Annotated in this window: 21 protein-coding genes; 9 read left to right on the top strand and 12 right to left on the bottom strand. The window is 64.3% G+C overall.

Annotated features, from left to right (window positions below; all coding sequences use genetic code 11):
• Positions 1–617: 617 nt before the first annotated feature.
• A complete protein-coding gene (locus AAF481_09690) occupies positions 618–908 on the top strand; it encodes a hypothetical protein (GenBank protein ID MEM7481435.1) in 291 nt (96 codons plus the stop codon).
• Positions 909–1,223: 315 nt separating this feature from the next.
• Here AAF481_09690 and AAF481_09685 read toward each other — a convergent pair whose 3' ends face one another.
• The 3 genes from AAF481_09685 to AAF481_09675 form a co-directional block, all read right to left on the bottom strand.
• Complete coding sequence (locus AAF481_09685; GenBank protein MEM7481434.1) at positions 1,224–2,003, bottom strand: hypothetical protein; 780 nt, start codon at positions 2,001–2,003, stop codon at positions 1,224–1,226.
• Between the two features lie 2,043 nt (positions 2,004–4,046).
• Complete coding sequence (locus AAF481_09680) at positions 4,047–5,150, bottom strand: type I restriction endonuclease (GenBank protein MEM7481433.1); 1,104 nt, start codon at positions 5,148–5,150, stop codon at positions 4,047–4,049.
• An 86-nt stretch (positions 5,151–5,236) separates the two neighbouring features.
• Positions 5,237–5,605 carry a hypothetical protein gene (locus tag AAF481_09675; GenBank protein ID MEM7481432.1) on the bottom strand — a complete coding sequence of 123 codons (369 nt, stop codon included), beginning with the start codon at positions 5,603–5,605 and terminating at the stop codon, positions 5,237–5,239.
• A gap of 656 nt (positions 5,606–6,261) precedes the next feature.
• On the opposite strand from AAF481_09675, the gene AAF481_09670 reads away from it, so the two are divergent.
• On the top strand, positions 6,262–7,833 hold the full coding sequence (locus AAF481_09670; GenBank protein MEM7481431.1) for a beta-ketoacyl synthase N-terminal-like domain-containing protein: 1,572 nt from the start codon (positions 6,262–6,264) through the stop codon (positions 7,831–7,833).
• Positions 7,834–7,857: 24 nt separating this feature from the next.
• Here the strand turns inward: AAF481_09670 and AAF481_09665 are convergent, their stop codons facing one another.
• Together AAF481_09665 and AAF481_09660 are read right to left on the bottom strand one after the other, a co-directional pair.
• Positions 7,858–8,748 carry a hypothetical protein gene (locus tag AAF481_09665; protein MEM7481430.1) on the bottom strand — a complete coding sequence of 297 codons (891 nt, stop codon included), beginning with the start codon at positions 8,746–8,748 and terminating at the stop codon, positions 7,858–7,860.
• Positions 8,749–8,823: 75 nt separating this feature from the next.
• Positions 8,824–9,378: an RNA polymerase sigma factor gene (locus tag AAF481_09660; GenBank protein MEM7481429.1), complete on the bottom strand. Its 555-nt coding sequence runs from the start codon at positions 9,376–9,378 to the stop codon at positions 8,824–8,826.
• 111 nt (positions 9,379–9,489) lie between these two features.
• Here AAF481_09660 and AAF481_09655 point away from each other — a divergent pair, with 111 nt between their 5' ends.
• The 4 genes from AAF481_09655 (at position 9,490) to lon (ending at position 15,302) form a co-directional block, all read left to right on the top strand.
• Complete coding sequence (locus tag AAF481_09655) at positions 9,490–9,906, top strand: GntR family transcriptional regulator (protein ID MEM7481428.1); 417 nt, start codon at positions 9,490–9,492, stop codon at positions 9,904–9,906.
• The gene (locus AAF481_09650) at positions 9,896–10,750 is read left to right on the top strand and encodes an ABC transporter ATP-binding protein (protein MEM7481427.1); all 855 of its coding nucleotides are present in this window, start codon (positions 9,896–9,898) and stop codon (positions 10,748–10,750) included. The genes AAF481_09655 and AAF481_09650 overlap by 11 nt, the downstream gene beginning before the upstream one ends.
• The gene (locus AAF481_09645) at positions 10,740–12,644 is read left to right on the top strand and encodes an ABC transporter permease subunit (protein MEM7481426.1); all 1,905 of its coding nucleotides are present in this window, start codon (positions 10,740–10,742) and stop codon (positions 12,642–12,644) included. The genes AAF481_09650 and AAF481_09645 overlap by 11 nt, the downstream gene beginning before the upstream one ends.
• 144 nt (positions 12,645–12,788) lie before the next feature.
• Positions 12,789–15,302 (top strand): endopeptidase La, encoded by a 2,514-nt coding sequence (gene lon, locus AAF481_09640; protein MEM7481425.1) that lies wholly within the window; start codon positions 12,789–12,791, stop codon positions 15,300–15,302.
• Between the two features lie 185 nt (positions 15,303–15,487).
• Here lon and AAF481_09635 read toward each other — a convergent pair whose 3' ends face one another.
• Positions 15,488–16,339: a hypothetical protein gene (locus AAF481_09635; GenBank protein MEM7481424.1), complete on the bottom strand. Its 852-nt coding sequence runs from the start codon at positions 16,337–16,339 to the stop codon at positions 15,488–15,490.
• Between the two features lie 135 nt (positions 16,340–16,474).
• Between AAF481_09635 and AAF481_09630 the strand changes: the two genes are divergently transcribed.
• The 3 genes from AAF481_09630 (at position 16,475) to AAF481_09620 (ending at position 18,200) form a co-directional block, all read left to right on the top strand.
• Entirely contained in the window at positions 16,475–17,116 is a 642-nt protein-coding gene (locus AAF481_09630) for a hypothetical protein (protein ID MEM7481423.1), read from the top strand.
• A gap of 92 nt (positions 17,117–17,208) precedes the next feature.
• The gene (locus tag AAF481_09625) at positions 17,209–17,982 is read left to right on the top strand and encodes a fumarylacetoacetate hydrolase family protein (protein MEM7481422.1); all 774 of its coding nucleotides are present in this window, start codon (positions 17,209–17,211) and stop codon (positions 17,980–17,982) included.
• Positions 17,979–18,200: a hypothetical protein gene (locus AAF481_09620; protein MEM7481421.1), complete on the top strand. Its 222-nt coding sequence runs from the start codon at positions 17,979–17,981 to the stop codon at positions 18,198–18,200. Before AAF481_09625 ends, AAF481_09620 begins: the two co-directional genes overlap by 4 nt.
• Here AAF481_09620 and AAF481_09615 read toward each other — a convergent pair.
• From AAF481_09615 to AAF481_09590, 6 genes are read right to left on the bottom strand one after another with little or no spacing between them, the layout of a single operon-like run.
• Positions 18,146–18,355 (bottom strand): hypothetical protein, encoded by a 210-nt coding sequence (locus tag AAF481_09615; GenBank protein MEM7481420.1) that lies wholly within the window; start codon positions 18,353–18,355, stop codon positions 18,146–18,148. The genes AAF481_09620 and AAF481_09615 overlap by 55 nt on opposite strands.
• Before the next feature lie 9 nt (positions 18,356–18,364).
• Positions 18,365–18,577, bottom strand: coding sequence for a hypothetical protein (locus AAF481_09610; GenBank protein MEM7481419.1), 213 nt, complete (start codon positions 18,575–18,577; stop codon positions 18,365–18,367).
• Positions 18,578–18,593: 16 nt separating this feature from the next.
• Positions 18,594–18,944: a cytochrome c gene (locus tag AAF481_09605; GenBank protein MEM7481418.1), complete on the bottom strand. Its 351-nt coding sequence runs from the start codon at positions 18,942–18,944 to the stop codon at positions 18,594–18,596.
• A 10-nt stretch (positions 18,945–18,954) separates the two neighbouring features.
• Positions 18,955–19,317 carry a c-type cytochrome gene (locus AAF481_09600; GenBank protein MEM7481417.1) on the bottom strand — a complete coding sequence of 121 codons (363 nt, stop codon included), beginning with the start codon at positions 19,315–19,317 and terminating at the stop codon, positions 18,955–18,957.
• Entirely contained in the window at positions 19,314–20,069 is a 756-nt protein-coding gene (locus tag AAF481_09595) for an SDR family NAD(P)-dependent oxidoreductase (GenBank protein MEM7481416.1), read from the bottom strand. The genes AAF481_09600 and AAF481_09595 overlap by 4 nt, the downstream gene beginning before the upstream one ends.
• Positions 20,066–20,581, bottom strand: coding sequence for an NUDIX hydrolase (locus AAF481_09590; protein ID MEM7481415.1), 516 nt, complete (start codon positions 20,579–20,581; stop codon positions 20,066–20,068). The genes AAF481_09595 and AAF481_09590 overlap by 4 nt, the downstream gene beginning before the upstream one ends.
• Positions 20,582–20,586: the final 5 nt, after the last annotated feature.

The raw sequence follows: 20,586 nt of genomic DNA, 5'->3' as shown, positions 1-20,586 counted from the left end.
GGCTGCCCACGCTGAGCTAGGGCGCGACCCAAGAACCGCCGGGTCCGTCCGAAAGGCCAATAGGGACCTTGCCTGGCCCTTCCATGGCCCTTACGACTTGGGCCTTGGCTCGGCGGTGTCAGGAGGAGTGCCTCGCGGGTTCCCGCTGGAATCACCCAACAGCACCTCTAGGATCCACGAATACATAGTGGGCCGAGCATACCGCTCTGCCGGCGCTGGTGTCCGGGCAGCACCTGGCGTACATCGAGATCTTAGGGCCAGCGAGCCAATGGCGGCTAGGCCGGGACGACCCAGGTCGAAAAGTGAGCCGGCGGCACATCGCTACCTGTACGTCAACTATCTGGGGTGGAGCCGACGACTATTCGTGTGGCTTCAGGCGCCCTTGGCGTTGACGAGGGCCTGGACCTGGGATCGCTGATCGAGCGGGGCTAGGGGGCGCTTCCGGGGGATCTTCGATACGCCACCGTGGCCGCTCGCCTCCAGCTCTGGCGGCATCCGGAGCCTCTGCCAAATACGGATGACGTCGAGGGGCTAGCTCGCTACTGGCACGGGGCGTGGTGTCGGGGCTGCGCCGGCACTGTCGAGCAGGCGGTGAAGCACTACGGGAGGTATGCAGCGTGACCGCCGACCTCGAGGAGCGAGGCCGGCGGGGCGGTAATGGCGTGGCTATTGAGGGGGAGGACGCGGCGACCTTAGGTGTCGTCGGAGGAGCAGAGGCGGAGGCGGTGCCTGAAGCACTCCCCGACGTTGCTCACAAGAAAGAAGTAGTCGATCCCGTCGCACGAGAATCTGCAGGGAGCCAATCTGGAGTTCGATTCAATCCTAATATTGCCCTGAGAGTCTTCAACGAAGATGATGCTTGGCGCCTGCTCGAGCTTGAGTATCTGCACGTCGGCCGCATTGCCTGAGGTGTCGGCCAGGGCTGCGGGGCCAACTACGACTCCGATTAGGAAGAGGCTTGCCAACAGACACGGGAGACTTTTCTTAGAAATCAGTGGCGTTTTCATGGGCGGCCCCTTGATGTATTGCGTCAAGAGGTCAATTTCTCTTGTGCGTCTATTGGGTAATGCGCAAAGAAAAACGTTACTCCCTCACTTAGAATGAGGTTTCAATAGGCGAATCGGGAGGCGATTGTTTGGACGTGCCGCCACCACCGCCCAGCAAGCAGCGGAGCACTACGGGAGGTACGCGGCGTGAGCGAGGCCCGCTGAGCCTGGCTTTCCCTAGGGCTTGCCAGAGATCTCCGACCGAACCCAGCTCACCGCCCGTTTCGTCTGGTCGGACTTGAACCGCTCAAGAACGGCCTCGATGGCGGGGCTTGCCGTTCCCGTGATCTCTCCCTCGGTCCATTGGGTTCCGTACGTAGGCGCCTGGACCCCAGCCGATCCCGCCTCTGCCACCAACGCTGCGGCTTCGGCAATGGTGCTGATAGCGCTGTGCTCGAGTCCTACATGCTTGCTGACATCGAGACTGGCTAGAAAGCGGGTCTCCTCGATGGTTGATTTCGGAAGGACGGCAGGAGACTCTTCGAGTTCGAGTGCTGCCTGAACCCAATCCTCATACCGCTGGTCGCCTTCCGGGTCGCCAGGCCCGAAAGTCCTCTCAGCATGAAGCCCGTCCGAGGTCAGGAAGCGGATTGACATCGAGAAGTCTGTGTAGGTGCCCCAGGGAACCTCCGTCAGGTCCGGGGGGTCCATCTTGTGAGAGTACTCGGCCCACCATCCAGATTCCTCATCTTCAAGCCGCGTGACCGCTTGTCCGCCATCGGTGGCGTGGGTGTCTGTGATGGTGACTCGGTTCCCTCCGGGGGTGACGATGAGCCACAGCACCGTGCTTTCTTCGTCCTCGCCCAAGAGGTGGATCTTGACGGCCTCTGCGAGGTGGTCTTGAGAGGACCAAGCCCAGTAGGAGTAGGTCCCCAATTGCTTCTTGGGGCCGGCAACCACTTGCCAAACGGCCAGGGTAGCCAAGGCGAGGAGTCCGGCTAGAAGAAGTCTCTTCATGGCGTCACTCTTAGGGTGCTGGGAGGCGAAATTCTAGATCGCCCACCGGGTCGCATTCGTTGAACGGGATTCCGCACTGCCCTTGGCATTCGCCGCGCTTGCGTTCGGCCGTCCGATTGCAGGCTTGGCGGATGGGGCGGAGGCCCATCGTCGAGCAGTGGCAGCTCACCTTCTCGTCCATCTTTCCGTTACAGCATCCCATACAGCCGCGGCAGGTCCGGACTCTTGACGTGTCGCGGCAGCCGGTCTCGCTGACCCAGCCCGGAAAGTGGGGGTTGTTGGCCCGCTGGCAAGCGCTTGTGTCAATCTCGTTGATTTCGTGCTGGTGGTGGTCAGCGTCGCCGCTGCAGTCGTCGTCGCCACCCGGCGGGGTCCCCTGGCCGACTGCGGGAGCCGCGAGGAACGCTACGGCAAGCAACGGGACGACCAGGGCTGCAATCAGGTGTCTCATGGTGGTCCACCTCCTAGAGACTTGAGTGCAAGCGCTTCCTCAAGTGCGCATTGTACTGCGTGCTCTTTAGGGCGCAGTCTAGGAGAGGAGGGGGTCAGGCGGACCCAGATGGATGCCCGGCGCCTTCAGCGCGAGACAGGGGGTGTGGTTCTGGCCGCTCCCGCTGTCCACGCAAAGGCTATGTCCAGCATGACAACTCATTTCGTTTAGGCTTGAAGCCCTAGCGATTTGATGAGGACTGTGAGCCAGCCGGGGGACTGGAGCGGAGGCCCAGAGGTGAGCGGGGCTCCTGGGGGTTGGTTGACCTCTGGCATGAAAAGTCTCCTTCCGCTCAGCCCAGGCCGAGCCATCCAAGAATTGTGGTGAACCATCCGAGGGACTCGCGCAGTGGAGGTTCGGAGGTGACTGGGGCTCCTGGGGGCTGCGTGATCTCCGGCATGACAACTCCTTTCAGCCCAGCCCGAGCCAATTGAGAAGGCTGCCGAACCAGTCAAGGGATTCCCAAAGCTGGGACGCGGGGGTTTCAGGGGCTGAGTCGACAGCGGTGTTGATTCCGAGCTTTGGGATGGCGAACTCCTTCTGTATTGCGTGAATGCTGAGGTGTAACAGAAAGAGTGCGGGGCGGAAGGGGGAGCGGGACGAGGCTTGCGCGGCCCGAACCAGCTTCTGGAGGCGAGACGAGCCTGATGGCTGCCGAGGCGCCACCTCCCGCCCCCCAACCTGAAGCGCCGCCACCAGCTTCTCGAACGCTCCCGAACGAGGCGACATAGCGCATAGCCGCCCACAGCTTCTCCCCAAGCAGAAACGCGGAGCGGAGGCGTTCGTAGACGGTCTTCGGTGGTTTCAGGTGGTGGGTGCCAATGTACTGCCAGATTGCCGTCTCATGCCCGACGCCCTCATCAACCATGCATTTGATGGCATAGAGGTCACCGGGAGTGCCCTTTGGTTTCCGACCGCGCTTGCCTGCCACTGCGCACCCCCCGGGTGCCTTTGGATCTTCCAGCCCCAGCACTTGCCGCTTCTTGGCAGTGAACTCCTCTTCGGTGAGGATGCTTGGTCGCGGAGTTCGGCGAGGGCTTTGAGCGTCTCGATGGTTTCCGAAGTAAGTTCGCCTTTGGCGCTGGCGCCTTCTGTCGCCGGAGCGTCGGGTGAGACCGGATCCAGGGCTGCCAGGTCCACTGGGACGCACTCTCGATCACCTCGCTGGGCCACTACCTCTTCAAAAGCTGCGACCAGGCGCGGTTAGCTGAACATCTTCCTGAACACGGGCTCGAAGGCGGCCTCGATCACGTTCCCACGTCGGGGCTTGGTACCCCCTCCTCGGCCCTGGAGCACCGCCTGGCGGAACGGCTTGTGTTTCATGCGGGCCATTTCCGCGAACAGAATCCTCTCGACCTTCTGGCAATCCACTGCGTCAGGGCAGTGGGAGTTGAGGAAGCTCACAGAGCAGATGCCATCGGCAAAACCCGAGATGACGGACGCAGAGCCGGCGACCTGGTCTTGTGCATCCGAGGGGGCAAGCAGGAGCGCCGCCAGCGATGCGGCCCAGGGTAAGAAGTGAAGCTGAATCCACCAGGAAGATCCTCAACGTCTTAGTCCTCGCCTGCCTCGACGTATCGATGCGCCGTTTCTCGAATCTGATCGGCGAATCGATAGATTTCCTCGACAGCATTGATTGGGTGACGAGTCTCTTCCTTCTCCTCATCGAAGAGCCCGAGGTAGTACTGGCTCGTGTTGAACCATAGGCGACAAACTGGTTTCCGATTGTTGTCGTCTAGAAGGATGCCACAGTAGGTCTTGCGGTCACGGATGGCGATCCGATTCGGTTCGAAGTCTCTACTAAGGATTGCGGTGACGATGTAGTAGCCCTGAAGCTCATCTTCGGTGGTCTCGATACCGTCATCGTCGACCTCGACCTTTTCCGCGTGCTTCGAATTGGGTACTGAAGCCGGGTCCGGGGAAGTTTCGACAGTCGAGCCTTGTTCGGTTGCCAGGGCGGTCCGGAGGCGCTCGCTGATTCGCTCGCTAATGAACTGGGCCATGGCGGTCTTCGTTACTCGAGCGAACTGCTCCAGGACGCCCTGAGTGATGCGACCGTCATAGATCTGGGAGGCGAAGAACCGTGCGAATTCGTCTGACGGCTCGACAAGCTGCTGGGCGAAGAGCTTCTTCACCGCTCTGGTGTATTTCAGGTCGCTTGCGTTCTCGAGAATGTTCTCGAGGTCGAATCTGTCTTTTGAGAACTTCTTGAGCTCCTCGACGTCCGAATCATCAACCCGGCGCAAGTCGATGACCAGGAACGGCTTTGAGTCCATCTTGTTGGGCGCTTCGAGGTCCGAGAAGAACCGATAATCCAGACCATTGGTCAGGACTCCGAACCGAGCCTCGGTGACCGAAAAATATCGAAAGAGCTGAGAGGCGTGCGCCTCGTCGAGACTCGACGTGGCGCTTTTACTCTCGAAGAGAATTGTCGGCCTACCATCGGCCATAATGGCGTAGTCGACTTTCTCCCCCTTCTTTACTCCAACATCTGCGGTGTATTCGGGGATCACTTCTCGAGGGTTGAATACGTCGTATCCAAGAGCGTTGATGAACGGCATCACGAGGGCGTTCTTGGTTGCCTCTTCGGTGTTGATGGCGTCGATCTGACCTGTAGCACGCCGGGCAAGCTCGGCGATTCTGTCGGCGAAGTCCATTTGCTCCTAGCCCTCCATCGCGATGCGAAATCTACGACCTCAACCCGTCTGCGCCGAGGTATGTTTGTATGTCCGGTGGGGGTGCCTTACCGTTGGCGCTCACCTGCGATGACGCTCACCAACCCGATCAACGCAATCACCACCGACACGATCAGTCCCAGTTGTCGATCCTGCATTCGGCCAAGATTGTGAACTCGTCCGCCGCCTACGGTGTTCCCGAGAACTTCAACGCCGGGGACGAACACGCTAGTTTCAAAGAAGGACCAGAAGTAGACCGCTGAGGCGACGCCGCCGAGGAAAAGCAGGGCTCCGAGCCCCTTGAGGAAGCCACCGCTGACCGCCGGGGCAGCCGCAGGCTCATCCGCTTCCGCTCGGCCATCAAGGCTTTCGCCGCAGTAGCGGCACTTGATTGCGGCGTCCTGAATCTCTTCCGCACAGTAGGGGCAGGTTTTCAAGTCACTTCCCTGAGCAACTATAATTTTCGATATTCTGACTTGATTATAATACGAGCTTACATCTGTACTGCGTAAACTCCAAGCCTCAAGGGCCTATTTGAGACGTATGCGGATGCGTCAATCGACTGTGAGCCCAGACTCGCTGTCCATAGCGCTGTCTGGAGTGAAGACGGGTCACAGACCCTGAATCTGCCCATCGTTCACGCCCTTTCTTCGAAGTATGTGTATTTGTCCGGCGCTGGTGCCCGGGCAGCGCTTGGCGTATTTGAGGACCTGAGGCCAGCGAGCCAATGGCGGCTAGACCGGGACGACCCAGGTCGAAAAGTGAGCCGGCGGCACCGTCTTCGGGATGGAGCCGCCGGCTGGGGACAACGAACGGGATGGTGTCGCCGCGGAGCGCCGGGCGGCGCGTCGATCGGCGACGGGGAGATCAGACCATCGCCCGATGGCGGAAGAGTGGGGAGCGTTTGACCGCGGCGCGACAATCCTTCCGGCCCCGCCGCCCTGTAGGGACTGTTAAACTGATCTCTTATGGTCTTCGCGCGGAGGCCTGTTTGACGGGGTTCGAGGGATTCCGCGGTGAGCAAATCTCGTTCTGGGTTCCCGGGGAATTAGAGCTTGCAGGGATCAGAGGTTCGGCGATCAGGGGGGATGGCTTGCGCAAGATAGGAATCTTCGGTTGGGGCATCGTGGCTCCGCGGTCTGAGAACGTCGAGGCCTTTGCGGCCAACCTCGGTTCATCCGAGAGTTGGCTCTCACCTTTCCGCGGCGGCGGTCCCAACAATTTTCTCGTCGGCGATCCGAAATTCGACTTCTCGGCCTACAAGGGCTGGATCGACAACCGGTTCCCGCCCAACCGCTACCCGCAACTGGTCGAGAAGATGGACCAGTCGACGCAGTACGCCGTCGGTGCCTTCATCCAGGCGCTCGGGCAGAACCCGGGACTCGAAGAAGAACTCACCTCCCTCGGCACGGCAGCTCATGTCTACGTAGGTACGGGCCTTGGGGCGTTGCCCACGATCTACGACATCTCGATTGCCCACCACCGGGCGGAGCGCCGCTGGAACCGCTTTTGGTCCCAGCCGGAACGCAACGCGGACCTGCGTCGCTATCTGGCGGATCCCGAGTCCTTCGCGGAGGAGTCCCTGCCGGAGTCACCGGAGGGCCTGGTGGCCGAGGAGCGGGAGCTGGCGCAGGCCGCCTGGGATCGCTTCTGGGCTGCTCGCTCGGACCACCTGGCGGGGTTCCTGGCGGCGATGCGGGAGATCGAGGGACAGCGCGTCGAAGGCGATGTGGAAGCCGGCAAGATGCGCCTGATGAAGTCCAAGCGCCGGCGCCTGGCGCGGTTGAAGGAGGAGTGGGGAGCGCCGCAGCCTCCCTGGGAGGCGGTGTCACCCAAGATTCTGTGGAACATCCACAACTCGCCGTCGGCTCAGATCTCGATGCTCGGGCGGATTACCGGCCTGTCCTTCGCGCCGGTGGCGGCCTGCTCGACCTTCGGGGTGAGCCTGAAACTGGCGATGGACGCCATCGCCCGAGGCGAGATCAAGGCGGCGGTGGTGGGCGCGACGGATCCGGCGCCCCATCATCTGAGCGTCGGTGGCTTCTACAATGCCCGGGTGACGGCGGCGGACGCCTCCGTCTCCAAACCGCTGAGCGAGCTGCGCGGCACCCACGTTTCCGGCGGCTCCGCTCTGTGGATCGTCGGCGATTGGGAGCACATGACGGCCAAGGGCTTCAAGCCCCTGGGAATGGAGCCGGTGGCGGTCGGCGTGTCGGCCGATGCGGACCACATCATCACGCCCTCGAAGGAAGGTCCCCGGGCGGCCGTTCGGCAGGCCCTGGATGAGGCCCACGTCGATCCGTCGGAAGTTTCCACCTGGGATCTTCACGCGACGGCGACTCCGGGCGATTTTCTGGAAGTCGAGACCCTGCGGGGCGTCCTACCGGATTCGGTGCTGGTCACCGCCCGCAAGGGCACCTTCGGGCACGGCATGTCCGCCTGCGGTGGCTGGGAGCTGACCGCCCAGTACCTGGGCTACGCCCGCGGCGAACTTTTTCCGACGCCCCTGGAAACGGCGGAACTCAACGGCGAGATCTCCGAGGTGCACCAGCGGTTCGTGTTCGACTGCGCCCTGGCGGCGCCCGGCGGCTACGCCGGAAAGATGTCGATGGGCATCGGCGGGATCAACGCCTGTGTCCTGTCGCGGCCGCTGTCGGCCGAGTAGAGGCAGGCGGATCCCTCCGGGGATCTACTCTTCGCTCCAGGGCTCGATTTCCAGCGAATAGCCGGCCAGCGCCTGCCAGGCGTCCTCGGCCCCACTTTCTCCCAGCTCGGCCCGGTAGATTCCCGGCGGTAGCGCTGTGGCCGGCACCGTGGCGGTGACGGCGTTGTTGAGCGGGTCGACGGCAATCCTCTCGATCACCAGGCCGGCGCTGTTTTGCAGGCGGAGTTCGAGATTCGCGCTGTCGGCCGCGCCTGCCGGCGCCGGCAGGTTAAGGGTGACCGCCTGCACGCTCGGCGGCAGGGCGATCGCGTTGTCGGCGCTGCCGGACCGTTGGGTATCCACTAGCTTGAAGGCCACAACGTTGGCGAGGGTTGCCGCGGAGGAGGCGGCCAGTCGAACCCGCGCGCCTTCGAGGGCCTGGCTGAGTTCCTCGATGCGGTTCTCGGCCTGAACCAAGTCAGAACGCTGGCTCTGCCAGGTGGTGATCCAGCCGCCGAAGGCGACCAAGCTCATCAGGCCGGCGGCGAGGGCTGCCGGAAGGTAGCTGCGCCGAGGCGCTGCCACGGGCCGCTTGAAGGCGACGACTTGTCCCTCTTCGGCTCGTCCCGCGGTGGCCGACTGGGTTTCCTGCCGCAGAGCGGCGAGGCTCTCGCGCACCATCGCCACCTCCTCCGGATCGGCCAGCTTCTCGATCACCTCCGGGTCGATGGTGGTGCTTCCGCCGAAAACGTAGGCGACCACGTCTTCAGTGGGAATGCGCTGGCCAAAGGTTTGGCCGGCCAGCCACGTTTCGGCCAGCTCCTGGCGCAGTTCCGGGTGTTGGCGGAGAGCTTTTATTACGGTCGCGCGCTCGCCTGGTTCGAGGGTTCCGTTGAGGAACCAAGGCAGCAATTCGCGGATTTGGCTAGAGTCCATGAGTTCAGTCCTTTTGCGCGAAAACCATCATTAGAACGGCATTCGCTACTTAATGGCGCCGCGCGCGATCATCCGTTACGCGGTCTCGCTTCCAAGTAGCTTCTGGCGTAGCTCAATCGCGCGTTTTCGGCAACGCAGGACCCGTACCCGCAGGGTACCCTCGGCCACCTCCATCTGCTGGCTCATCTCGCGATAGCTCAGGCCCCGCAGCACGAGGGTCCACAACTTCCGGCACTCATCGGAGATTTCCCCCAGCACCCGCTCCAGGAGATCCTTGGACTCCTGCCGCAGTTTGGGATCGCTGTCCGTGAGGATGGTCTCGGCCTCGTAATCGGGCATGGCGTCGAGATCCGACCAGTTCCACCGGCTCTGGGATCGAATGCGGTCGAGGCACGTGTGGCAGACCACCCGCCACAGGTAGGTCTTCAAGGCCGATTCGCCGCGAAAGGTGCCGAGCTGGAGGAGGCGGGTGATCTCCAGCCGCACGTCCTGCAAGACGTCGTCCCACTGCGCCATCAAGCGCCGCCGATAGGGCTGTGCGGCATGGTGGATCCAGCCTTCCACGGCCGACATCGCCGCGGGCTGGCCGCTCAGGTAATCGTCGACGAGCTGGGCATCCTCAGGGTGCATGGAATCAAGAGTCCTTTCGCCGCCGATGCTGCCCGACGGACCCCTTGGAGTCAAGGGCGAATCGCTTCGGCCTTGACACTCGAGGCCTTGGTTTCGTACTGTACTAGTGTGATGGTACACAAAGACAACAATGAGTGGGTACCCGTTCTCGATCCGACGAGCGCCGTGCCGATCTACGAGCAGGTCGTGGAACAGGTGGCCCTGGCGGTGGCTTCCGGGCAACTGGTGGCCGGCGATGCGCTCCCTTCCGTGCGGGCTTTGGCCGGCGCGGTCCAGATCAATCCCAACACGGCCGCCCGGGCACTGCGCGAGATCGAGCGCCTCGGCCTCGCCCGCACCCTGCGCGGCGTCGGTTCGGTGGTGGACGACGGGGCGAAAGCGATTGCCCGGGTCAATGCCCGATCCGCGCTGTCTCGCGATGTCGGTGCGCTGGTGCAGATGGCTCTGCGCCTCGGCCTCGACGACGACGAACTGGTGGAAGTCGTGCGCAAGACCTGGAAGGAGATGCACCGTGAAGATGCTGATTGAGGCGGAGGGCGTCCGCAAGAGTTTCGGATCGAACCAAGCCCTGGGCGGGGTGAGCTTCGCCATGTCGCCCGGTGAGGTGGTGGGGCTCGCCGGTGTCAACGGTGCCGGCAAGAGCACCCTGCTCAACCTGGTGATGGGATTTCTCCAGGCCGACGAGGGCCGACTTTCGGTGCTCGGTGTGGATCCCCTGTCCCGGCGTCATCTGGCGCAGGTGGGGTGGATGCCGGAACGACCGGTGTTCCCTTCGTTCCTGACCGTGGAGTCGGCGTTGGCCTTCCAGGCCGCCACCCTTCCCGCGTGGGACGAAGATCTGGCGCGGGATCTGAGGCAGCGCCTCAGGCTGGACGAGCGCGGGTCCGTCCGCTCCCTGTCGCGCGGGCAGACGGCTCGCCTGGCCCTGGTCGCCGCCCTCGCCTCTCGCCCCGACCTGCTGGTGCTGGACGATCCCACCTTGGGCCTCGATCCGGCGGCCCGGCGCCTGCTGCTCGGAGAGCTGCTGGCGACGGCGGCGGAAGCGGGGGCGGGCATCCTGGTCAGCACCCAACTCCTGGCGGAGATTGAGCCGGCCCTCGACCGGGTTCTGGTGCTCGACCACGGTCGGCTCCTGCTCGATGAGCCGGTGGAGGAGCTCAAGAGCCGCTGGCGGCGGATCGAAGTGCCGCGCGATGCGATCGGCCTGCCGGCGGAACTGGTGCCTACATCGATGAACGGCCGAACCTACGCCAGCGCCTGGGACGAGGCCGTCTGGCGCCAGTTCCGGCAAGCCGTACCCAACGCCGCCGCCCATCCGGTGGGTCTCGAAGACATCTTCATCGCCCTGACGGAGGAATCCCATGAAAGCTGACCTTGCCTTTCTGAAGCTGGAGCTGCGGCGGCATTTGAACCTGGTGCTGGTGATCGCCCTCGTCATGCTGAGCCTTCCCCTGATCCATCGCTGGTCGACCGGCCGATGGGATTACTGGTCCGGTGACTGGCCTGCTCTCGTGACGGCCCTTGCTTTGGGTTTGGTGATCCCCCTGGCTGGCCTCGCCATCGGGCTCGGCGCATGGGCCGACGAGCGTTCGTCCGGCACCCTCGGCTGGCTGTACTCCAGGCCGCTCATGGGCCTCCGCCTGTTTGTGTTGCGGGTTTGTGCGGCTCTGCTCTTGCTCCTCTCGATGGTGCTGATCGTGGTGGCTTTCAACGACCAGTCGATCTCCGATCTGAGGTTGCTGCACCAAGATCTGGAGCTTCCCTGGAGTCAGGGCTCAGTCTTGGGAGTCCTGGGAGTCTTCGGTGCCCCCCTGCCCCTGGCGATCGGTTTTTTTGCCTCGGCACTGGCCTCGGATCGTAATCGGGCCCTGCTGATCGCGCTCGGAATTGCCCTGATCCTTGGGATCGTGGCGCCGCTGTTCGTGTGGTCTCAGGGCACCATGGCGGTGTTGCTGATTGCCGGTCAGGGTCTGCTGCAAACCATGAACTTCTATTTCCTGGGGGGCGGATGTTTAGTTGCCCTGGTGGCGGCAGGTTGGGCCGTTCGGCGGGCGCCGGCGGACCGCAGCCGGATCATGAGAGGCCTGAAGGTCTTCGTTCCGGGAGCGATTCTCTTGCTCATCGGGCTCGCTGGATTCGCTCGCGTGCCCTACGGGGTGACATCGGACAAGCCGCAGGCAGTCTTCGATCTGGAGGGCGACCGCTCTCTCGCACTGGTGACGGCTCGAGGCCTTCAGGGGCATTTTCTTCATCCGGTCTTGGAGGGGGGTGGCGGAAGCGAGCGCCGCCTGTTCGTCACCTGGCGGGATGTCTTCCCGGCGCCGGACGGCCGGGGAGCGGTTCTGCAGACCGCGGATTTTCAGCAAGGGCGAGTCTTCTTGTCGGCGGAAGGCGACCTGACGGAGCTGCGGTTGGAGGGGCTGCCGTCGGCCAGGTTTTCTCCCATCGGATGGTCCCCAGACAGCGAGCGGTTCGCCTGGTGGGTGCGCGAGGGCAAGTACTGGACGGGCCTGGCGCTTTTCGAAGGGGACGGCAGGTTGCGTTGGGTGCCGCACTCTCAGCCGCTGCCCAAGGGCTACGGCGCGCACTGGCTCGACTCCCGGAGCTTCGCCGTCATGGAGATCCCTTCCCGCGGAACGGTCATCGATCATTCAACCGAGAATCAGTATCGCTGGCGGGTGATCGATCTCGCAGGCAAGACCGGTCTCGGGCCGACTTCTACCCTCCATCGTGGCTTTCTCTATCCCATCTTTCCGGACTGGGAGCATTCCCTTGGCCTCGGGTTCGGCCGGCTGGCAGATCGGCAGGTGCTGGTCGGAGATCGATGGTTGTTCCGCCGTTCGGTCCGCGACGTTCGTGAACTGGCCTTGCTGGATCCGATCTCCGGAGAGGTCGAGCGGTGGGCGGAAGAGAGGCTAGGCCTCGGCTACGGCCCGTCGGGGCAGGCGGTCTGGCTGGAGAACGGCGCGGTCCTGCGAAGCGCGAACGACGGAGTCGCCACGGAGGCTCTGTGCTCCTACGCCTTCGAGGCGTCGTTCGTCGCCTTCGGCGGAGTGAGAGACGACTGGCTGGTCTTCGCGCACCGCGGATCGGAGCAGGAAGTGGAGCTGTTCGCCTGCCACGCGAAGAGCGGAGAAACGCGCACCTGGCGGCGCCCCTTGGTGCCGATCCGCGGCCCGTGGCACGGTTTCGGCGCGGCCCGGACCAATCCTTCGCTGCCGCTGGCCCCAGTCGAACCGACGCCTGAGGTGGAGGCTGTAGAGTGAACCCTTAGTGGGAATTTGTTAGATCTTTCGGATGTTGTGGCCAAACGAACCGCGAGATCAGGCGCTTTCGACTCCTGATTGAGTGTATTTCGCTCAGGTATTCCGGCCTGGGCTTCTCAGATTTTGGCGGAAGGAGTTTCCTGAATGTCCGAAAGTATGACCCTACCGGTGTTGCCGCTGCGCGACGCCGTGATGTTTCCCGGGGTGACCGTGCCCGTGGCCGTGGGGCGCCCCGGCACTCTGAAGGCGATCGAGGCGGCGATCAAGAGCAACGACAAGCTCCTCTTCGCCGTGGCCCAGCGCCAGAACTTGCAGGAGGTGGGGGCCGAGGGTCTTTACACCATCGGTACGGTGGCTCGTATCGTCCAGCTCCAGCGCGGATTGAACGGCTCCCAGCTGCTGGTGCGCGGCGAGCAGCGCGGCATCGCCCTGCGCATCGCCGAGCACGACGAGTACCTGCAGGCCATCGTGCGGCCGGCCGAAGAGATGGTGCCCCTCGACACGGACGATCCCGCATTCCAGGCGCTTTACCGCGAGAGCCGCGACCGCGCCGCGGAACTGGGTCGGCGATCCGGCCTGCCGGAAGAGGTCATCGATCAGGTGATGGAGACCGTGGACGATCCCGGCCGCTTGGCGGACCTGGTGGCCTCTTATGCCGAGATGCCGACGGCGGATCGCCAGATGCTCTTGGAAACGCTGTCCGTCGAAGAGCGGCTGCGGCGGGTGCTGGTGCAGGTGCAGCGGCAGATCGGTGTGCTGGACGCGCAGGACAGCATCAAGTCCAAAGTGCAGGAAGAACTCGGCGACCGGCAGCGCGAGATGTACCTGCGCGAGCAGCTCAAGGCGATCCAGGACGAGCTGAACGAGGACGACGGTACCTCCGACCTCGACGAACTCAAAGAGAAGCTCGACGCTCTGGAGTTGAAGGACGAAGTGCGCAAGGAGATCGACCGCGAGTGGGCCCGCCTGTCGCGCATCGGCCGCGAGGGCATGGAGTCCCAGGTCATCCGCACCTACCTCGAAACCATCGCCGAGCTGCCGTGGAACGAGCGCACGCCGGAACACCTGGACATTCCCGAGGCGCAGGCGATTCTCGACGAGGATCACTACGGCCTGGACGACGTCAAGGATCGAGTGCTGGAGTTTCTCTCGGTGCGCGCGCTCCACGGTCAGCGGGCCGAAGAGGAAGCCGCCGCCACCGAGGAATCTGCCGCCGCCGAAGGCGCCGGGGAAGAGGCCCGGCTGGATTCCCTGGACGAGGCGGAGTCGCCGAAGGCCTCGGAGGCCCAGAACGACAACCGCAGCCCGATTCTGCTGTTCGTCGGTCCGCCGGGCGTCGGCAAGACTTCCATCGCCAAGTCCATCGCCCGAGCGATGGGCCGCGAGTACGTGCGCATCGCCCTCGGCGGCGTGCGCGATGAGGCAGATATCCGCGGTCACCGGCGCACCTACGTGGGCGCCATGCCCGGGCGGGTGATCCAGGGGTTGAAGCAGGCCAAGACCCGCAATCCGGTGTTTCTGCTGGACGAGGTCGACAAGCTGGGGGCCTCTTTCCAGGGTAACCCGGCCAGCGCCTTGCTGGAAGTCCTCGATCCGGCCCAGAACGACACCTTCACGGACCACTATCTAGGAGTGCCCTTCGATCTGTCGGAGGTGCTCTTCATCAGCACCGCCAACTTCATCCAAAACATCCCGGCGCCGCTGTTGGACCGCATGGAAGTGGTCGACTTCACCGGCTACACGGAGGCCGAGAAGCTGGAGATCGCGCGGCGCTATCTGCTGCCGCGGCAGCTCTCCCAGAACGCCCTGACGGACGAGCAGATGTCCGTGACGGACGAAGCCTTGGGCACCCTCATCTCCGGCTACACCCGCGAGGCGGGCGTGCGGCAGCTCGAGCGGGAGCTGGGGCGCCTGGGCCGCAAGGTGGCCCGGCGCATCGCGGCGCAGGAGGTGGATGGCGGCGTCGAGATCGACGCCGAGGATGTCGGCGAACTCCTCGGCCGGCCGAAGGTGCATCCGGAGGAGGCGGCCCGGGAGGATCAGGTGGGCATTGCCACCGGCATGTACTACACCCCCGTCGGCGGCGACATCATGTTCGTCGAGGCGGAGACCATGGAGGGCAAGGGCGAACTGGTCCTGACCGGTCAGCTCGGCGACGTGATGAAGGAGTCGGCGCGGGCCGCCTGGTCCTTCGCCCGCTCCCACGCCGACCTGCTGCAGATCGATCCGGAGGCCTTCAAAGTCGACGTCCACCTGCACGTACCTGCCGGGGCGATCCCCAAGGACGGTCCGTCGGCGGGCATCACCATGTCAACGGCCCTGGTCTCGCGCCTCTCCGGCCGTCCGGTGCGCCACGATGTGGCGATGACCGGCGAGGTCACCCTCTCCGGCCGGGTGTTGCCGATCGGTGGCGTCAAGGAGAAGGTTCTCGGCGCGGTGCGTGCCGGCATCACCACGGTGATGCTGCCGAAGGCCAACGAGCGGGATCTCGAAGACCTGCCGGACGACGTGCGGGAGCGCATCGAGATCCACCCGGTGGAGGATCTCGGTGAGGCCCTGGCGATCGCCCTACGCGGCGCCGCCTATGAAAACGGTCGGCTGCTCTTCCCGGAATCTCTGACCGGTGGCGATGGCTTGGAGCGCAGCCTGTCGCATTGATGTAGAGAGCGTTTCAGACAACGGAACCGACGGCCGGATCCCCGATTGGGGTCCGGCCGCTTTTCCTTTGACCGAGGTTCTGGAGGATCCGTTCTAAGGGTCTGCCATCTAGTCGGCGCCTGGCGGAGCGCCGGCGGCGTCTATGGTCGGCGGTGTTCCTCACGATCCCGTCGTCTCGGCTTCGATCAGGGGTCGTCCGCCGGCGCCTCAGCCTGCAGGGTCACGGTGCGGGTCACGTCGTTGAAGGGACCCGGAATCGGATTGCCGTCAACATCGATGAGCTCCAGGCGGATCTCGATATTGCCCATCGGCAGCCCTTCGATGACGTGAGGTGTCCACTCGGTGATCACGAACTCGGTACCGTGGATGGTCGCGCGCACATGGCTGCCGTCCGGCGCCAGATCGGTGTTGAGGAGGTAGAAATCGAGCATCAGCTTTTCCGTGTCGGCTCCGGTGTAGGTGCCCTTCGGGCGGCTGTAGAACAGGTGCGGTGCCGCGGCGTCGAAGGCCTTCTGCTCGCCCTCCCCATCGCCCACCGTGAAGTCGAAGACCACCGCCGCGTCGGCCTCTTTGACGCTCTCGTGGTAGGAGCGCGAGAGAAAGGCCAGGGCGACGTGGTGGCCGTCTTTGACCTCGTGCTCGAAGTCCGCCTCGTAGTGCGCCGAGTAGGGGCCGTTGTCGATGATCAGGTGAATGTGCTGGCCCTGGGTGGAGTTGGCGAGTCCTTTCCCTTCCGCATCGGCCGTTTGGATACCCAGTTCGTAGCCTTCGACGGTGAAGTCGAAGGACACGGCACCGCTCGGAACGGTCGCGCCGGCGGCGGGCGATTCGAGGGACAGGCTGGCGCCGGCAAAGGCGGTGGAGTCGGAGTACGGCGTGAGGACGATGGCTTCTTCCACCACCTCTTCAGCGACCGGGTCAGTGTGCGAGGCGTCGTCCGCCGCGTCGTAGGTGCTGGATCCGCCACAGGCCACCATGACGATCAGGCCGGCCAGGAGGAGAAGGAGCAGGGAGAAGTGCAGGGTGGAATAACGCATGGAACGAGACTCCTATGATTTGAACATCGAGCGAGCAGCTTTGAACATCGAAGCCTCTATTCTAGCGGTGATGGGTCATCGCCCCCGTGCTATGCTTCATAAGGCCTAGATTTTATTGAGCTTGGAGGTGTGACCATGAGCTTTTTCCAGATGTCCGATTCCACCCCGCAAAGCCTGCGCCGGTGGCGCTTCGGGATGGCGCTTGCCGCCGCCATTGTCGTGCTCGGCGGCGGTTTTTTCGCGCCGTCCGCCGCCATGGCGGAGACCTTCACCGTCGAGCTGACCGACGGCACCAGCTTTCTCACCCTCTACAAGCCGCAGGAAGCGAGCTGGGACTCGGAGACCATCTTGATCCTGACGGATCAGGGCAACTCGATCGGCATTCCCAAGTCCTCCGTCGCCAGCGTGGTGTCGGAGACGGAGTCCAAGGGCTTCGGCCGGGTGATCGATACCACCACAGTGATTTTGGGTTGGGCCGCCAACGATGCACCCACCGAGACGGATTCGCAGGAATTCTCGACCGTCGAGCGGCTTCAACAGCTATTTAACTCGCAGCAGCAGGACTACTCGGTGCCGCAATTCGTTTCGCCGTCGGAAGCCGGCCGAACCGGCGGCCTACCGGCCTATGGCGCTTCCCCGCAGTCGTCTGGCTTCACCTATTTCGGCGGCTCGCTCACGCCGCGGGCGCCGGCCCCCACCGGCGGCGTGGTGCAGAGCAGCCCGGCCGTCGGAGGACCCGCGCCGGTGGTTTCCACCGGTGAGGTGGGCGGCCCGTAGGCCTCATCTGCCAGGAGATGGAACCACCGCCGGTTCGGCCGGAATGGACTCGGCGGTGACGGTCCCCCCCTCCCTCGGAGAGATTTCCTGCCGTGTTGCTCTACCGCATCGCGCCGGAGGGTTTCTTCGCCGCCGGCGAAAGCCCCGATCGTCTGCGGGTGCTTTTCTCCAGCCCGTTCGAGGTTCCCGTTGCGAGCTGGGAGTTTGGCCGGCCCCTGTCGGCAGGCGATGTCGTTCCCCTGGCACCGGTGGTGCCGTCGAAGATTCTCGGCTTCGGTCGGACCTACCGCGCCCACGCCGAGGAGCTGGGGAACTCCGTGCCGGAAGAGCCTCTGTTGTTCCTGAAGGCTCCGTCTTCATTGATCGGTCCTCGCTCGCCGGTGGTGCTGCCGCCGGAGAGTGAGCGCGTCGAGTACGAGGGAGAGGTGGCGCTGGTGATCCGCCGCCGCATCTCTCGAGTATCGCCGGAAGACGCCCTGGCGTCGGTGTTGGGAGTCACCTGCGGTTGCGACGTGACCGCCCGCGACCTGCAGCGGCGCGATGCGGTGGCCTTCGCCCGCGGCAAATCCTTCGATACCTTCTGCCCGCTGGGTCCGGCGATCCAGGTGCGACCGGACTACGAGGGGATCGAAGTCGTCACCCGGCTGAACGGAGCGGAGCGCCAGCGCGGCCGCTCCGCGCAGTTGGTTTGGCCGCTGGCGGAGCTGGTGTCCTTTGCGTCGCACATGATGACCCTGGAGCCGGGAGACGTTCTGCTCACCGGTACGCCGGAAGGGGTCGGCCCGCTGGCCGACGGCGACCGGTTGGAGGTGGAGGTCTCCGGCGTCGGGGTACTGGCGGTGCCGGTGGAGAAACTCGCGTCGTGAGCTATCGACTCAAAATTCTGACCGGTTTTCTCGTGGCCGCGGGGACCTTTGCCGCCCTCCACTTTTGGCGTGGCTTCCGCCCGGAACACGCCCTGATGGTGGCCATTGCCTGTGGCGCTCTGGCCTACGCCTCGCTCCGCACGGTCGAACGCCTGCTCAACATCTACCGCCGTCGCGGATCCTCGTACTCGGTGGACTGGGACGACTCCTCCGATTGATCGCGCCGGAGAAGGGCTTTCCATGGAGTCACCGCCAGCGCCACGGCGACCAACAGGTGGACCGCGCCACCGATGGTGAATCCCAAGAACAGCAGGGCCATCCAGCTCGATACCAGGCCGAGGGCGAGGGTGGCGCGGAGGGTCGCAGTCGGCATCGGAAAGGGCTAGCTCTGCCGCCGGGCCAATCCGGCGAGCACTTCGTGCAGGATGTCCTTCAGCTCCACCGTGTACTCCGCCAGGTGGCGCAGGTTTTCTTCCAGCCGGTCCGGCCCCGGTCGGGTGAAGGTGCCGGCGCTGCGCGGTCGCACCTTGTGGGTCAGGCGATCGTCGAGGGCCTGGAGGCGAACGTAGGCATTCTGAAGTCGTTGCTGGTCCATGGTGGTGTTCCTATCTTTAAGGGGGATCTGCTGCCGGTTGAAAGCGAAACAGGTAGTCGATGAGTTGGTCGATCTCTTCGGGGCTCAACCGTTTCTCGAAGGCCGGCATGGACTCGTGGCCCTGGGCGATTCGGCGGGTCACCTCGGCGCGTTCGCCGTCGCGGGATTCGGCCAGGAGCGTGGATATTCGCAGATCGAGATTGGGCTTTTCCAGTCGCGGATTGCCTTCCCCCTCGGCGCCGTGGCAGCGGGCGCAGTAGCGTTCATAGAGTCGCTCCGGACTGCGGTCTGCCGGATCCGGCGCGCAGGACGCGAGCCCGGCGAGCAGGGCGAGAGTGGCGATCCCCATCGCAACGCCTCGCCTCACCGCCTTCGTCTCATCGGGCCGCGGAGCGCAGTTCGTCCAGGTAGCCGAGGAGGACGCGCATCTCCTCGCGGGTCAACTGGTCGAAGGCCGGCATCTCCCCGAACACTCCTTCACGGATGACCGATTCGACGGCGATGCGATCCCCGCCGGTGCGCCAGGTGTCGTCGAGCAGGTCGGCGTAGACCTTGCCCATGTAGCGCGGTCGGTTGCCGGAACCATCGATGCCGTGACATTCGGCGCACAGGCTACGCCACAGTTTTTCGCCCTCGGAGCGCTGCGGCAAGAGATCGCATCCGGTGGACGCGATGAGGAGCGAGAGCAGCAGGGATCCGAGACTCAGTTTGACGATCGTTCGGCGCGGTATCGAATTCATCGCGAGTCCTCGGCCGTCGAGCGCCGATGCACCCGGGTCGATGTCGCTTGGTCCCGCGGGCGCACCACGATCTCGTCGATGTTGACGTGCGGCGGTCGGGTCGCGGCCCAGGTCACGCAGTCGGCGATGTCTTCGGCCAAGAGCGGAGTCATCCCTTGGTAGACGGCGGCGGCGCGCGCCTCGTCGCCGTCGAAGCGCACCTGGGAGAATTCCGTTTCCACCAGCCCCGGGTTGACCGCTGTCACCCTCACCGGCTGCCCCAACAGCTCCAGGCGCAGTGTGCCCGTAAGGGCGCGGAGAGCATGCTTGGCGGCGGTGTAGCCGGCGCCACCGGGGTAGACCTCGATGCCGGCGGTGGATCCGATGTTGATCACCTGACCGTTGCCGGAGGCCACCAATTTCGGCAGCAGCGCGCGGGTCATCCGCAAGGTGCCCAGGACGTTGGTTTTGTACATCCACTCCCAGCGTTCGTCGAGGGCTTCGGCCACCGGCTCGAGGCCCCAGGCGCCGCCGGCGTTGTTGACCAGCAGGCCGACTTCCGGCTGTGTCCGGCAGAGGAATTCGACGCTCTCCGGGTCGGTCACGTCCAGGCGGTGGGCGGTGCCGCCGATCTCGCCGGCGAGGGCCTCCAGCCGGTCCAGCCGGCGGGCTCCGACCACCACCCGAAAACCGGCCGCCGCCAGCGAGCGGGCGGTGGCGGCGCCGATGCCGGAACTGGCACCGGTGACGATGGCGGTGGTTTTTCGGCTCATGGATTGCGGGGCGAGGCGTCCGGAGCGGCGGCCGATGCCAGGGCCTCTTCAGACCGTTGTCGCCAGCGGTCCCGGCCGGCAATGGCGACTTCCCGTTCGTTGTCGAAGGACAAGAGAGCAATGCCTTCGTCCCAGGGGAACCAAGCGGCGCCGGAGACCTCCTCCGGATCGTAGTCGTCCGTCGAGCCTTCGATGTACTCCAAGAGGAAGTAATCCACCCGTTTGTGGATTTCCTTGCGGCGGTGCGGGAAGCGGTACTCGATGTAGGGCAGCGGCGCCACCACCTGGCCGGTGACGCCGGTTTCCTCCTGCACTTCCCGCAGGGCCGTCTGTTCGAGGGTTTCGCCTTTCTCGATGTGGCCCTTGGGAAGCTGCCAGCGCTTGCCATCCTGCAGCGAGATCAGCAAGATCTCCCCAGCTCGGACCACCAGGCCGCCGGCGGAATGTTCACGGCGAACCTTCGGAGCACGGTGCCGGCGGCCCGCGCCTGTTTTTTTCTTCTTGCCCTTCATGGCGA

The organism is Acidobacteriota bacterium (assembly GCA_039030395.1).
In the GTDB taxonomy this organism is placed as follows: Bacteria; Acidobacteriota; Thermoanaerobaculia; order Multivoradales; family JBCCEF01; genus JBCCEF01.
Note: the sequence above shows the minus strand (reverse complement) of the source record. Positions and strands in the feature narration are given on the sequence as shown.